Annotated in this window: 15 protein-coding genes; 7 read left to right on the top strand and 8 right to left on the bottom strand. The window is 75.6% G+C overall.

Features of this window, described 5'->3' with window-relative positions; genetic code table 11:
* Positions 1-48: 48 nt before the first annotated feature.
* The 5 genes from FBY24_RS08290 (at position 49) to FBY24_RS08270 (ending at position 4372) form a co-directional block, all read left to right on the top strand.
* Positions 49-1746 (top strand): cellulase family glycosylhydrolase, encoded by a 1698-nt coding sequence (locus FBY24_RS08290; protein ID WP_142159686.1) that lies wholly within the window; start codon positions 49-51, stop codon positions 1744-1746.
* Between the two features lie 157 nt (positions 1747-1903).
* A complete protein-coding gene (locus tag FBY24_RS08285; RefSeq protein ID WP_142159685.1) occupies positions 1904-2401 on the top strand; it encodes a DUF2975 domain-containing protein in 498 nt (165 codons plus the stop codon).
* The gene (locus FBY24_RS08280; protein ID WP_142159684.1) at positions 2401-2628 is read left to right on the top strand and encodes a helix-turn-helix transcriptional regulator; all 228 of its coding nucleotides are present in this window, start codon (positions 2401-2403) and stop codon (positions 2626-2628) included. Before FBY24_RS08285 ends, FBY24_RS08280 begins: the two co-directional genes overlap by 1 nt.
* A gap of 151 nt (positions 2629-2779) precedes the next feature.
* Positions 2780-3637, top strand: coding sequence for a sulfite exporter TauE/SafE family protein (locus tag FBY24_RS08275; RefSeq protein ID WP_255432298.1), 858 nt, complete (start codon positions 2780-2782; stop codon positions 3635-3637).
* 246 nt (positions 3638-3883) lie between these two features.
* The gene (locus tag FBY24_RS08270; protein ID WP_142159683.1) at positions 3884-4372 is read left to right on the top strand and encodes a GNAT family N-acetyltransferase; all 489 of its coding nucleotides are present in this window, start codon (positions 3884-3886) and stop codon (positions 4370-4372) included.
* 134 nt (positions 4373-4506) lie between these two features.
* On the opposite strand, the gene FBY24_RS08265 is transcribed toward FBY24_RS08270, so the two are convergent.
* The gene (locus tag FBY24_RS08265; protein ID WP_142159682.1) at positions 4507-5148 is read right to left on the bottom strand and encodes a maleylpyruvate isomerase N-terminal domain-containing protein; all 642 of its coding nucleotides are present in this window, start codon (positions 5146-5148) and stop codon (positions 4507-4509) included.
* 25 nt (positions 5149-5173) lie between these two features.
* The gene (locus tag FBY24_RS08260; RefSeq protein ID WP_142159681.1) at positions 5174-6076 is read right to left on the bottom strand and encodes a LysR family transcriptional regulator; all 903 of its coding nucleotides are present in this window, start codon (positions 6074-6076) and stop codon (positions 5174-5176) included.
* A 188-nt stretch (positions 6077-6264) separates the two neighbouring features.
* Between FBY24_RS08260 and FBY24_RS08255 the strand changes: the two genes are divergently transcribed.
* Together FBY24_RS08255 and FBY24_RS08250 are read left to right on the top strand one after the other, a co-directional pair.
* Entirely contained in the window at positions 6265-6570 is a 306-nt protein-coding gene (locus tag FBY24_RS08255; RefSeq protein WP_186343255.1) for a hypothetical protein, read from the top strand.
* Between the two features lie 9 nt (positions 6571-6579).
* Positions 6580-7116, top strand: coding sequence for a phosphoribosyltransferase family protein (locus FBY24_RS08250; RefSeq protein WP_142159680.1), 537 nt, complete (start codon positions 6580-6582; stop codon positions 7114-7116).
* Positions 7117-7118: 2 nt separating this feature from the next.
* Here the strand turns inward: FBY24_RS08250 and FBY24_RS08245 are convergent, their stop codons facing one another.
* The 6 genes from FBY24_RS08245 to FBY24_RS19230 form a co-directional block, all read right to left on the bottom strand.
* Positions 7119-7790: a response regulator transcription factor gene (locus FBY24_RS08245; protein WP_142159679.1), complete on the bottom strand. Its 672-nt coding sequence runs from the start codon at positions 7788-7790 to the stop codon at positions 7119-7121.
* Entirely contained in the window at positions 7787-9043 is a 1257-nt protein-coding gene (locus FBY24_RS08240; RefSeq protein WP_142159678.1) for a sensor histidine kinase, read from the bottom strand. Before FBY24_RS08240 ends, FBY24_RS08245 begins: the two co-directional genes overlap by 4 nt.
* A gap of 142 nt (positions 9044-9185) precedes the next feature.
* Positions 9186-9860: a hypothetical protein gene (locus tag FBY24_RS08235; protein ID WP_142159677.1), complete on the bottom strand. Its 675-nt coding sequence runs from the start codon at positions 9858-9860 to the stop codon at positions 9186-9188.
* Positions 9857-12214 carry a glycoside hydrolase domain-containing protein gene (locus FBY24_RS08230; RefSeq protein WP_142159676.1) on the bottom strand — a complete coding sequence of 786 codons (2358 nt, stop codon included), beginning with the start codon at positions 12212-12214 and terminating at the stop codon, positions 9857-9859. Before FBY24_RS08230 ends, FBY24_RS08235 begins: the two co-directional genes overlap by 4 nt.
* 175 nt (positions 12215-12389) lie before the next feature.
* Positions 12390-12818, bottom strand: a complete 429-nt coding sequence (locus tag FBY24_RS19235) for a hypothetical protein (RefSeq protein WP_222117223.1) — start codon at positions 12816-12818, stop codon at positions 12390-12392.
* 29 nt (positions 12819-12847) lie between these two features.
* A complete protein-coding gene (locus tag FBY24_RS19230) occupies positions 12848-13591 on the bottom strand; it encodes a hypothetical protein (RefSeq protein WP_222117222.1) in 744 nt (247 codons plus the stop codon).
* Between the last annotated feature and the right edge of the window lie 151 nt (positions 13592-13742).

Raw genomic sequence — 13742 nt, 5'->3', positions numbered from 1 at the left:
CGAGCCGACGCACGCCCGGGCGCTCCCGCCGACGAAGGGCACCCCCGCATGAGACGCACCCTCGCCACCGGGCTCGCCGCCCTGGTGACCGCCACGGCCCTCGCCGTCACGGCCGCCGCACCCGCGAGCGCCGGCCCCGGCCGCGACCGACCCGTCCGCACCCCGTCGGCCGCGCAGGTCGTGGCCGGCATGCAGCCGGGCTGGAACCTCGGCAACACCCTCGACGCGGTGGGCGCGGACGAGACGGCGTGGGGCAACCCGCGCGCGACGCGCGAGCTGTTCGACGCCGTCGAGGACGCGGGCTTCCGCAGCGTGCGGGTCCCGGTGACGTTCGGCCAGCGCACGGGCCCGGCGCCGGACTACACGGTCGACCCCGCGCTGATGGACCGCGTGGAGGAGGTCGTCGACCTCGCCCTGGACGAGGACCTGGTGGTGCTGCTCGACGTGCACCACGACTCGTGGATGTGGGCGCACCAGATGCCCACCCGCCACGACGAGGTGGTCGCGCAGTTCCGCGCGACGTGGGAGCAGATCGCGGAGCGGTTCCGCGACCACCCGCGCACGCTGCTGCTGGAGAGCCTGAACGAGCCGCAGTTCGCGGGCGTCGACGACGCGGCGGGCGACGTGCTGCTCGACGAGCTCAACCGGGTGTTCCACGAGGTGGTGCGCGGGTCCGGCGGCGGCAACGCGGACCGGGTGCTGGTGCTGCCGACGCTGCACACCAACGCCGGTCAGGAGCGCCTGGACGCGCTCGCGGGCACGATCGACGCGCTCGACGACGCGAACCTCGCGGCGACGGTGCACTACTACGGCTACTGGCCGTTCAGCGTGAACGTCGCGGGCGGGACCCGCTTCGACGCGACGGCGCTGGCGGACATGACGGGCACCTTCGACCGGGTGCGCGAGACGTTCGTCGACCAGGGCGTGCCGGTGGTCCTGGGCGAGTACGGGCTGCTGGGCTTCGACCGGCACACGGGCACGATCGAGCAGGGCGAGAAGCTGAAGTTCTTCGAGGAGCTCGGGCACCAGGCGCGCGCCGCGGGCGTGACGACGATGCTGTGGGACAACGGGCAGCACCTGGGCCGCACGTCGTTCGCGTGGAGCGACCCGGCGCTGTTCGCGCAGATCAGCTCGAGCTGGTCGGGGCGCTCGGGCGTGGCGTCGACGGACCAGGTGTTCGTCGAGCCGGGGGCGGCGACGGACCAGACGATCACGCTGCAGCCGAACGGCCGCAAGTTCCGTGACCTGCGCCTGGACGGCCGTCAGCTGAAGAAGGGGCGGGACTACGCGATCAGCGGGACCGCGCTGACGCTGCACGCGTCCCTGCTGGACCGGCTGGTCGGGGACGGCCCGACGGGCACGCGCGCGGAGCTGTTCGTGCGGTACGGCGGCGGGCTGCCGTGGCGGGTCGAGGTGGTCGCGGCGACGGCGCCGGTGCTGCAGGCGGCGACGGGGACGACCGCGGACTTCGCGGTGCCGACGGCGTTCCACGGCGACCGGCTGGCGACGATGGAGGCGCGGTACGCGGACGGGACGAACGCCGGTCCGCACGGGTGGACGTCGTACAAGGAGTACGACGTGACGTTCGCGCCGGACGAGGACGCGGGGCGGATCGTGCTGCGCCCGGCGTTCTTCGCGGAGGTGACGGACGGCGCCCCGGTGACGCTGACGTTCCACTTCTGGTCGGGCCGCACGGTGACGTACGAGGTCACCCGCACGGGCACGGAGGTCACGGGCACCCCCTGACCCTCCCCCGGCCCACCGCCGAGCCCGTCATCCGTCGTCCCGCCGCGTGGGGGGACGTCACGGATGACGGGCTCGGCGGCGTCTTGGGGGTGGGGGAGATGGCGTCATCTATCGATAGTCGGTAGGTTCTTGTCGTTCTTCGACAGAGGAGGTCGCCGTGGGGCGGTGGGCCGTGCTGGCGCTGCGCGTCGTGATCGTGCTGATGGTCGCCGGGATGCTGTTCGTCCAGGCCGTGATGATGCCGCTGCTCGCGGCCGACGCGCGCGAGGAGTCGCCCGACCTCGCGACCACCGGGTGGGTGGTCGCGGTCATCGGGATCCTGGGGATCCTGGCCGTCGAGGTCGCGCTGGTGTGCGTGTGGCGGCTGCTGACGATGGTGCGCCGCGACACCGTGTTCTCGCCTGCCGCGTTCCGCTGGGTCGACGTCGTCATCGGCTGCGCCGTCGCCGGCGCCGTGCTGGCCGTGGCGCTCGGGCTCGTCCTGGCGCCGGGCGAGGCGGTCGCCCCCGGCGTCGTGCTGCTCGTGGGCGTCGGCGCCATGGGCTGCGCGGGGATCGCCCTGCTCGTGCTCGTGCTGCGCCTCCTGCTCACGCAGGCCGTGGCCCTCGACACCAAGGCGACGACGCTGCGCGCCGAGCTCGACGAGGTCATCTGATGCCCATCGTCGTCGACGTCGACGTCATGCTCGCGCGCCGCAAGATGACCGTCGGCGAGCTCGCCGACGGCGTCGGCATCACCCCCGCGAACCTCGCCGTGCTCAAGAACGGCCGGGCGCGCGCGGTCCGCTTCACCACCCTCGACGCCCTCTGCGAGGTCCTCGACTGCCAGCCCGGCGACCTCCTGCGCCACGTCCCCGACACCCCCGCACCCCCACCCCCCTGACCCCCTCCCGACCCCACCCGCTCACCGACCCCGTCATCGACGACGCGTCGCCGGCCGGGTGCGACACGGATGACGGGGTCGGCAGCCGGCCGGGGCGCGACCGGGACCAGCGGACCACGGGGAGCCGGAGGCCGGGGCGTAGCCTCGGCGGGTGGACGAGCGGGCGACGAGCGTGCAGGTGACGGAGCCCGCCGGAGGCACCGCGCTGACGGGCGGGAGGTCCGTGGTGGCGCTGCTCGGGGTCGGGCTGGCGTCCGGGTTCTTCGCCGGGCTGTTCGGGATCGGCGGCGGGCTGATCATCGTCCCCGCCCTGGTCGTGCTGCTGGCGATGGACCAGCGCCGGGCCGTGGGGACGTCGCTGGTCGCGATCCTGCCGGCGATCCTCGTCAGCGTCGGCTCCTACGCGGTGGGCGGCGGTGTCGACTGGCGGGCCGGGCTGCTGCTCGCCGTGGGCGCCGTGACGGGTGCGCAGATCGGCGTGCGGGTCCTGCTCACGGTGCCGCGCCGGGCCGTGCAGTGGGGATTCGTCGCGCTGACCGTCGTGATGGTCGTGCAGCTCGTGCTCACCGTGCCCGACCGCGGCCAGGACCTCGTGCTCGACCCCGTCCGCATCGCCGGGCTCGTCGCGCTGGGGCTGTTCGCGGGGGTCCTCTCGTCGTTGCTGGGCATCGGCGGCGGGGGCGTCGTCGTGCCCGCGCTCATGCTCGTGTTCGGCGTCGGCGACCTGGTCGCCAAGGGTGCGTCACTGGTCATGATGGTGCCCGGCGTGCTGTCCGGGCTCACGGCCAACCTCCGGCGGCGCAACGTCGACGTGCGCGCCGGGGCGGTCGTCGGTGCGGCGTCGCTGCTCACCAGCCCGCTGGGCGCGTGGACGGCCCACGCGATCCCGCCGCGCGCCGCCGCTGTTCTGTTCGCCGCGTTCCTCGCCGTCATCGGCACGACGATGGCCAGGCAGGCCCTCCGCCGCACCCCCACGACGCCCGGCTCCGCCCCCGCCAGCACCCGCTGACACGACCCGCCCCGCCCGCCGACCCCGTCATCCCTGACCCGATCCGGACAGGAAGCGCCATCGACGACGGGTTCGTCGAGACGGATCAGCCTGTCCGACCGTGAGCCCCCCCCCCCCCCCCCCCCCCCCCCCCCCCGCCGAGACCGTCATCGGTGACGCCGGACCTGTGGGGCGTGGCACGGATGACGGGGTCGGCGGGCTCGAAATGAAGTGGGACGACGTGGTCGCGTCGGGCAGGGTCGGCGTGTGACAGGAACCTGGAGCGCCGCCGCCGACCTGTGCGTGCCGCAGGACGTCGCGCGACTGCTCGCCGGGCTGCCCGAGTGGTTCGGGATCCCCGCCGCCACGGCGGAGTACGTCGACGACGCCACCCGGCTCGAGACCTGGACGGTCCGGAACCACGACAGCCGGGTCGTCGGCGTCGCGCTCGTCGCCCGGCACTTCCCGCACGTCGCCGAGATCCACCTCATGGCCGTCGACCGTGCGCTGCGCGGGCGAGGCATCGGTCGGGCACTGGTGGACGCGCTCGTCGAGGACTCACGCGGACGCGGCGTCCTGCTGCTGGAGGTGAAGACCCTCGCGGCGTCGCACCCCGACGTCGGCTACGCGCAGACGCGCCTCTTCTACGAGGCCGTCGGCTTCCTGCCCCTCGAGGTCACGGACCTCTGGGGCGAGGACTCACCCTGCCTGATCATGGTCCGCCCCCTCGTGCCACCACCTTCCGCCGCCGCCTGATCACCCCGCCGCGACCGGCTGTTCGCGGCGCTCCTCGTCGTCATCGGCACGACGATGGCCAGGCAGGCCCTCTGGGGACCCACCGAGCGGTAGCCCGGCCCGCCCCGGGCACTCCTCCGGCTGTCCGGCGCCGGTCAGAAGGCGTAGATCTCGCGCGCGCGCTCGCGGCGGGTCAGGGTCGCGACCAGGGCGGACTGGCCGTGGCGGGCGACGGACAGCCGGACGAGCAGGGCCACGACCGGGTCGAGCACCGCGTCGGGCAGGGGCGGCGCCGGCACGTCGAGGCTGGCGACGAGGTCGTCGGAGTGCACGACCATCTCGAGCATCCGCGTGAGCAGGAAGTCGTCGCGGCGCAGCGACCAGCCCTGCCACGGCACGGGGACGACGTCGCGCGCGGACCCGTCGGCGAGCAGCGCCCGCACGGTGCGGTCCGCGCCGTCGACCCGGTCGAGGAGGGCGGCGTGCCCCGTGCGGGCCTCGTCCTCGTCGCGGCTGCGGTCGTTGACCGCGTCGTCCGGCGGTGCCGTGACCCACGCCGCCCGGCGGTAGTGCTCGTCGACCGAGCCGAGCACGGGCAGATCGTCCTGCTGCGGGAGCAGCTGCGCGGCACGGACCACCTGGTTGCCCAGGTGGCACGCGAGCGCCCCGACGCTCAGCCCGGGCAGCGCGCTGGGCTCACCCCACGCCGGCGCGAGCTGCGGGAGGCGGAGCAGGTCGCGCGTGACCTGCGCGGCCGTGAGGAAGGCGTCGTCGTACCGGTCCGCGGCAGCGCTCATGCGCGGCAGTCTGGCACGGTCGCGGTCAGACGAGGTCGAGGCCCGCGGCGACCGCCATCAGCTCGTCCAGCACCGCCGTGACGGTGGGGCGGGGCTCGTGCCGGGTCGCACGGTGCCGGGCGACCAGGCGTCGCGAGCCGAGGCCCGGCACGGTCGCGACGGTGACGCCGTCGGGCAGCTCGCCCTGCAACGCGAGCGCCGGGAGCATCCCGACGCCCTGACCCGCCGCGACCAGCGCCAGCGCGACGTCGAAGTCGTAGTAGACGTGCCGCGTGGTCAGCGGCCCGACCATCGACGCGACACGCGCCAGCGCCCGCGCCGCCGCGGTGCCCGGCTCGGCCGCCACCCAGGTCGCACCGGCCAGGTCCGACAGCTGCGCGGGGACGGCCACCGCAGGCGGCAGGACGACCCGCCAGGGCTCCTCCAGCAGCACCACGTCGCGCTGGCCGCGGGGGGTGTGGCCGTCGGCGTCCTCGTCGCGCTCGATGAGCACGACGTCGGCGTCGCCCTCGCGCAGGCGGCGCAGCGCGTCGGCGGGCTCGCGCTCCTCGACGACGAGCTCGACCCCCGGGTGGTGCTCGGCGAGGTCCGCGAGCGCGGGCGTGACGACGGCGCGGATGGCGGTCTGGAAGCCGGCGACGGTGACGCGCCCGCTGAGCTCGCCGCCGAGGGTCGCGAGCTGCTTGCGGGCCTCGACGAGCTCGGCCTCGATGCGCTCGGCGGCGTCGGCGAGGATGCGGCCGGCGGGGGTCAGGGTGGCGCCACGGGGGCCGCGGTCGAGGACGGGCACGCCCTCCTCGGCCTCGAGCCGGGCGATCTGCTGGGAGACGGCGGACGGGGTGACCCGCAGCAGGTCGGCGGCGGCGAGGACGCCGCCGGCGCGGTGGACGGCGAGCAGCACGGCGAGGCGCCGCGGATCGGTGGTCACCCGGTCAGACTAGTTCAGTTCTGCTGAACCCCTGGTGCAGGTTTGTTCGATTGTGCTGAACTCCTGCGGGGCCCACACTGGGCGTGCCGCAGCCCGCCGTCGACGTCGGAGGCGGCACCCCCACCGCTCGTCCCCCCGCGTCCGTGCGCCCACGGACGCGCTCTCGTCACGCCCGAAGGAGCCCGCTCGTGCCCGTCGTCGTCACCGCGCTCGGATGGATCGGCGCGGTCACCTGCCTGACCGCGTACGTCCTGGTCACGCAGGGCCGCTGGTCGCCCACGTCGGGCCGCTACCAGCTGGCCAACGTGCTCAGCGGGCTCATGCTCGGCACGGTCGCGGCGAGCAGCGGCGTCTGGCCGTCGGTGGTGACGAACCTCGTCTGGGCCGCGGTCGCCCTGCACGCCGGCCTCGTGCTGCTGCGGCGTCGTACGCGGCCCGCCGGCCTCGACGCCAGCCGTGTGGACGTCGCCCACTCAGGCTCCGCGGGGATCTAGGCTCAGGCGGTGCTCGATGCGCGCCTGAAGAGGTCGATCCGCTGGCTCGGTGACCGGACCGACCCCGACCTCCGGGCCGACACCACGGGCTGGTGGCGTGACGCCGAGACGCTCGCGCTCCTGGGCCCGGCCTTGGCGGCGCTGTTCCCCGAGGCGTCGCCGACCGTCGTCGTGGGGCCGGAGTCGCACGGGTCGCTCCTCGGCCCGCTCGTCGCCTCGCACGTCGGGACGGGGTTCGTCGCCATCGAGAAGGATCCCGGCAGGAGTGCCGACTCCGACGCCTGGCTCGAGGTCATGACCCCGCCCGACTACCGCGACCGTCAGCTGCGCCTCGGGATGCGCAAGACGCTGCTGCAGGCGGGCGACCGGGTCCTCTTCGTCGACGACTGGGTCGCGACCGGCGCCCAGGTCGAGGCGTGCCGCGCACTGGTGGGACGCAGCGGGGCGCAGTGGGTCGGTGCGGCCGTCGTCGTCGACGGGTGCGAGCGTCCGCAGGTGCGCCGGGCCGTCGACCTGCGCGCCCTGGTCCACGTCCGGGACCTGTGAGGTCACCCCGCCCGCGCGGCGGCGGTTCCCGGACCGACGAGGCCCGTCTCGTAGGCCGTGACGACGAGCTGGACGCGGTCGCGGCGGCGCAGCTTGCGCAGCACCTCCGAGACGTGGGACTTCACGGTCGGCTCGGAGACGAACAGCTCGGCGGCGATCTCCGCGTTCGACAGGCCGCGGGCGACGGCGACGAGGACCTCGCGCTCGCGGGGCGTGAGCAGGTGCAGCGGCACGTCCTCGGCGGGCGCCGCCGTGCGGCGGGAGAAGTCCTCGACGAGCCGGCGGGTGACCGACGGGCCCAGCAGCATGGAGCCGTCGGCGACGAGCCGCACGGCCTCGACCAGCCGCGGCGCGGTGACGTCCTTGAGCAGGAACCCGGACGCCCCGGCGCGCAGCGCGTCGTACACGTACTCGTCGAGGTCGAACGTGGTGAGCACGAGCACGCGGGTGCCGGGGTGCTCGGCGACGACCGCGCGGGTCGCGGCGATGCCGTCGAGGCGCGGCATGCGCACGTCGACCACGGCGACGTCCGGCCCGTGCCGCGCGACGAGGTCGACGAGCTCGACGCCGTCGGCCGCCTCGCCCACCACGGTGAGGTCGGGTGCCGAGTCGAGGATGGCCGCGAACCTGGCCCGGACGACCGCCTGGTCGTCGGCGACGACCACCCGCGTCACGGGGCCGCCTGCTCGGGCAGGTCGACCGTGAGCACGAACCGCTCCCCGGTCGCCGTGGCCTCGACGCGGCCGCCCAGCGCCTCGACGCGCTCGCGCATGCCCAGCAGCCCCCGCCCCACCACCACCGCGGTGGCACCCGGTGCGTCGTTCGTCATCGTGAACCCCACCCTGCCGTCGTCCTGCGTGCGCTCGACCCGGACCGTGGCGGCCGGTGCGTGCCGGCGCGCGTTGGTCAGCCCTTCCTGCACAGCCCGGTACAGCACGTAGCCGGGGCCGGCGGGCACACCCTGCCACGAGCCGACGACGTCGACGCGCTGCCCCGCGCTCACGGCCGTGGCGAGGAGGCCGTCGACGGCGGACGCGTCGGGCTGCGGCGCGAGCTCGCCGGGGTCGGCGTCGGTGCGGCGCAGGACGCTCAGGGCCTGGCGGAGCTCGCCGAGCGCGGCGCGGGCGTCGTCGGCGATCTCGACGAGCACCTGCCGGGCCGCGGGGTCGAGGTCGGGGTGCTGGTAGGGCGCGGACTCGGCCCGCACGGCGATGAGCGAGACGTGGTGGGCCACGACGTCGTGCAGGTCGCGCGCCATCCGCGCCCGCTCCTGCACGAGCTGCTCGACGTCCCGCGCCCGCCGCTCCTGCACCACCGCGGCCCGCTGCTGCTGCCGGCTCCGGCCGGCGGCCCCGACGGCGATCGCGACTGCGAGCGTCGCGGTGAACCAGAAGGCGTACAGGACGAGGGTGAGCACCTCGTACTCCGCGCCGGACCCGCCGGCCGTGACGGCGCCGATCGGTGTCTGCGCCGCGGCCGACGAGCCGCAGAACCACCCGGCGACGCCGAGGGCGGCTGCGTAGGGGGCGAGCGCCTGGACGGGGCGACGGGCCGCGACCAGCACCATGATCGCCAGCAGGGCGAGCAGCCAGCCCCACACGAACCACTGCGTCCAGGGGACGACCCCGAACGGTGCGAGTGCGAGCGCCGTGGCGCGCAGCGGCCAGACCCGCGACAGCAGCACGCTGAGGACAGAGACCGTCCCGGCGACCACCAGCAGCAGGCGGACACCTGGCAGCAGCGCGACGATGCCGACCGTCGTGTACGACCCGTCGGGATTCCCCTGGGAGTACCCCTGGGCCCGCGTCACGAGCAGGAACGCCGCGACCACCGCCGCGGCGACGACCGTGCCGCCCCACCGGCGCCACCACGCCCCGAGGTCGGGCCGGTCCTGCATGCGCACCTGCGGTGCCTGCGTCGTCGTCACGCTCCGATCGTCCCCGGGCGAGCACCACGGGGGCCACCGACGTGAGGAGGGGACGGGCTCCGCCGCGCGGCGCACCCGGCGCCCGCCGGACGTCCGGCCGCTGCACCGCCCGACGGTGCACCCTCGGTCCCGCGAGAGGCGGTCAGAAGGTGCGGGCGGACAGGTCCAGGCTGACCGCGCGGGCGTGCGCGAGGCGGTCGGGCGTGAAGACGAGGTCCTCGCCGGTGCCCGCGCCGCCGGGCCGGCCGTGCGAGCGCACGAGGCGCTGCGCGAGCCGGGCGACGGCGGGGTCGTCGGGGGCGGCGACGAGGTGGAAGTGCCCCTCGCAGGGTACGTCGGTGGCGTCGCCGCCCCACCAGACCAGGCCCTCGCAGTCGGCGAGGACGTCGCGGACGACGGTGAGCTCGTGCGGGTACAGGCCGTCGCGGGCGCCGGGCGGGAAGGCCCCGGGGTCGATGTCGATGGCGGTGCCGGTGAGGTGGTGCGCCTCGTGCGCGGGGGCGTCCGGGGCGATGTCGGCGTAGCCGGTGACGGCGTGGTCGACGGGCCGCACCTCGTAGTGGAAGCGGCGGGCGACGTGCAGGAGCACGGTCGTCGCGGCGCCCGTCTGGAGGGTGGTGCGGGCGCCGCTGCCCTCGACGGCGACGGTGGCCACGGCGACGGCCGGGGCCGCGCGTCGCACGGGCGCGGCGGCCGCGGGCCGGGCGTCGAGGGGCAGGGCGGCGGCGACGCCCAGCCCGAGTCCGACCTGCAGGACGGTGCGCCGGGCCACGACGGGTCCGGCCGGGACGGTGCGGCGGTGCGGGGCGGGGGTCATGACTCCTCCTGCGCGCGGGCGACGAGGACGTCGGCGAACGCGCCGCAGAACGTCCGCAGGGCGGGGCGGTGCCGGTCCTGCAGGGCCGTGGGCCAGTCCGTGGCCGGGCTGAGCGCGGCGCGCGCAGCCTTCCACGACGGGTCGGTGAGCGCGGCGAGCGCGGCGTCGGCGACGGTCTGCCGCCGGGACCGGAACCGCTCGGACAGCACGGTGCTGTAGCGGCGGGCTGCGACGGGGGTCTGGCCCTGGCGGGCGGGCAGCGCCAGCAGGCGGACCGCGGCGGGCAGGTCCGCACCGGCGCGGACGCGCGTGGCCAGCAGCAGGCCGTCGAGGTCGGCGACGAGCGTGCGGTGGTCGAGCGCGGTCACCAGGTCCGTGCGGCCGAGGTGCTCGACCACCCACGGGGCGGGGTCCGGCGCGTCCGCCCGCTCCGCCCACCAGGCGCCCGCGAGCGCGACGAGGTCCCCGGCCCAGCCGCCGAGGTCGCCGGCCTGGACGGCAGGGCTGCGCCAACGGGCGGGCAGGAGCAGGGCGGCCTCCGTGGCGGCGGCCCAGCGGGCTACCGGGAGGGTGTCGAACGTCATCGGGTCGACGAACGTGGCCGGGCGGGTCAGGCCCGCGGCGGCGAGTCCGGCGTCGGCGTCGGTGCCGAACCGGGTGTCGCCGTCGTCGAGGGGCGTGGACCAGAACGGCGTGCCCTGGTCGGCCCGCAACCAGCGCAGGGCGAGGCGGGCGGCCGCGACGGGGCCGCGGTCGCGTGCGCCGCGCAGGCGGGCCGCCGCGACGGTCTGGAGCACGTCGAGGACCGCGAGGAGGGGGTCGACGACGGTGCCGTCGGTCGACAGCCGCGTGACGCCCGGGTCGCGCCCGGAGGCGGCGTTGCGGTCGATCTCGACAGCCGCGTCCGCGGGTCCGTCCGCGCCGAGCGTGACGGTCTGCACCTGGTTGAACGCCCAGTTGCCGGGCAGGGGGTGGCCGGCGTTGCCGGTGTAGCCGGTGGACATCCCCGCGACGAACACGTGGGGCACGAGGACGGCGCGGCTGACGCCGGTGCACACGGCGCGCGACCCGTAGACGCCGGGGGCGTAGACGCGTCCGCGCTCGCGCAGCGCGGCGGCGACGCCGCGGAAGTACGGCACGACCGCGGACTCGACGTCGGCGGGCACGGCGTCGTAGTCGACGGCGAAGTAGAGGGTCGTGCCGGGCGGCAGCCGGTGCCCCCAGGCGGCGTCGTGGGCGCGTCCGCCCTGGGCGCGGCCGGCGGCCTCGGTGAAGCTGCCCAGGCCGGCGGCGTCCTCCTGGTAGATCGGGAAGAGCGTGAGCCCGGCGTCGAGGATGACGGCTGGCTCGCCGGTGCGCAGGCGCTTGTCGATGGCGCCGGGCACGGGGGCGTTGGTCAGGTACCGCCCGACGGTGCGGTAGCCGGCGGCCCGCAGGGTGGCGGCGCGGGCGGGGGTGATCTCGGTGATGCAGTCCGCGGCCGTGACCGTCCGGGTCACGTCGCCGGTGCTGACGAGCAGCTCGGCCCACGTCGGGTAGTCGCCCTCACCGGTGACGGGCAGCGCGCTGAACTCCTGGAACCGGCGCACCTGCTCGGTGAGCGCGGCGGTGAACGTGGCGCCGAGGGTGACGGGTCGGCCGTTCAGCACCATCGCGGCGGTGAACAGCTGCACCCAGCGCGCGCCGGTGTCGGTCGAGCCCTCGCGCACGGGCGCCTGCCCGGCGAGCCGCTGCCGGGTCGTCGGGCCGAAGGTGCCGGTGGCGTCGGCGTCGGAGAGCCCGAACTCGTACTGGGCGGCCACGAGGACTGCGCGCTGCAGGGCACGGGACGCGATCCCGTCGCAGGGCAGCAGGTCGAGGGACCGGGTGAACCAGGTGCGGTTGACCCACTGCTGCACGACGCGTACGGCGGTGCGCCCGCCGGGCCGCAGCAGGTACCGGTCGAGCGTCAGCAGGGACTTCACGACCTTGGGGGCGACGCCGGCATCGGGTGCGCGGTCGAGCCCGAGGTCGGTGGTGCTCTGGCGGGCGGCCTGCGCGGTGGCGGCCGACCAGGTGCCGTCGAGGGCGCCCGCGCCGTAGCCCTTGCACGTCAGGGCCGCCTGGACGAGCGCGACCATGCGGGCGTCGGACGCGGGGCCGACGTCGCCGTGGGCGGCCAGGCGGGTGGCGGTGGCGGGCCCGAAGGCGTCCGAGAGGGCGGTGATGCCGAGCTCGTGCTGCAGCGCGCGGGTCAGGGCGCGGACGGTGGCGGCCCCGGCGACGCCGTCGACGGCGAGCCGGGCGATCCCGGGCACGTCGGCGTACGTGGCGTTGAACCACTCCTGCACCGCGCGTACGCCTGCGTCTGCCATGCGTCAGCCCCCTCCGACGACCGGGCGTCGTCGACCGTGCGGGGGAGGCTACCTGCCGTCGGCGTCTGGGCCGAGCGTCCAGGTCGGTGCGTCAGCGTCCGGACCTGCGCGGGAAGGGGACGACGAGGCCGCCGCGACCGGCCGGCGTGAGCGGTCGCGACGGCCTCGGCGCCGGTCAGCAGCGGGTGATCGTGCCGCCCGTGACGTTGCTGATCACGAGGTTGTCCGCGCAGGGCTTCTCGACGACGCGGGCGCCGCCGGAGAGCTTGAGGTTGCGCAGCGTGATGTCGCGGTTGCCGGCGAACTCGGCGCGCTCGGACAGGCGGACGTCACCGGCTCCGGCGATGGTGCCGCTGGTGGTGGCGAGGCTGACGTTGTAGCAGTTCTCGATGAGCACCGGGTTGTTGCCGGTGCTCGTCAGCTCGACCTTGTTGACGCGCAGGCCGCCGCTCTCGGACACGCAGAAGATCCCGCGCCCGCCGCCGGACGCCCGGACGGTGCCGACCTCGATGTTCGTCGGGTACGACGACCCGACCCGCCCGGCACGGTTCGCGATCCGGAACGCCGCGTAGCCGGTGCCCGTGCCCGCGTTCTGCGCGTCCACCACGCTGATCCGCGCGTTGATGGTGGCGTTCAGCAGCAGCCCCGACTCCCGACGCTGCGGGCGGTCACCGTGCCGACGGTCAGCCCGTCGACCCCGTACGTCTCGACCGCGTGCGAGCCGGCGCCCGAGACGTACGCGGAGTCGATCGTGATGTTGCGCGCGTACCTGCTGGTGTCGCCGAGGTTGTCGATCCGCACGCCGATGCCGCCGCCGGACAGCCGCATGTCGATCTCGCGCAGGCGCAGGTTGTCGACGTTGCGCGCGAAGATCCCGTACACCGGGGTGCCGGTCAGGTGCAGCCGGGCGACCTCGATGTCGGTGGCGCCCCGCATGTAGACGCCGGCGACGTTGCCGGAGCCGGTGCCCGTGACGTGGATCGTGCCGCAGGACTCGAGCGTGGTGTAGCTCGGCAGCGTGATGCGCGCGTTGGCGCTCATGGTGCCCGAGCCGTTGACGACGACGCGCTGCTTGCTGGTGCGCCCCGCGTCGAGCCCGCCGATGGCGGTGTTGATGGCCGTGAGCATGTCGCCGCCGGCGTACAGCTGCGTGGAGCCGCGGTACGCGCGCCACGTGCTGCCGTCCTGGACGGCGGCGCCGTGCACGGTCGAGCCGGTGCACGACGTGCCCGCGGCCTGGCTGGGGGCCGCGGTCGCGACGAGCGACGTCGCGGCCAGCGCCACGGACGCGAGGGCCGCGAGCAGCGCCGCCCGCGGTCGGCGCCGGGCGGGCAGGGACGTCGCGGGCGACGGCGTCGTACGCAGGGCGGGTGCCATGAGGGACCACCTTTCGACGGGGCCGCCGGCCCGACGCGGGTACGCCCCCCGTTGGACGCCCGGGGCGGGCAGCCGCTCGCAGGCTAGGGCGGCGCGACCGTCGCGAGAGCCCCGTGAATCGTTTCGGAGAGCGCATTCCACACGATCGGGT

It is taken from the genome of Cellulomonas sp. SLBN-39 (genome assembly GCF_006715865.1).
In the GTDB taxonomy this organism is placed as follows: domain Bacteria; phylum Actinomycetota; class Actinomycetes; order Actinomycetales; family Cellulomonadaceae; genus Cellulomonas.
The sequence above is the reverse complement of the archived record's forward strand: the minus strand, read 5'-3'. Positions and strand labels throughout refer to the sequence as shown.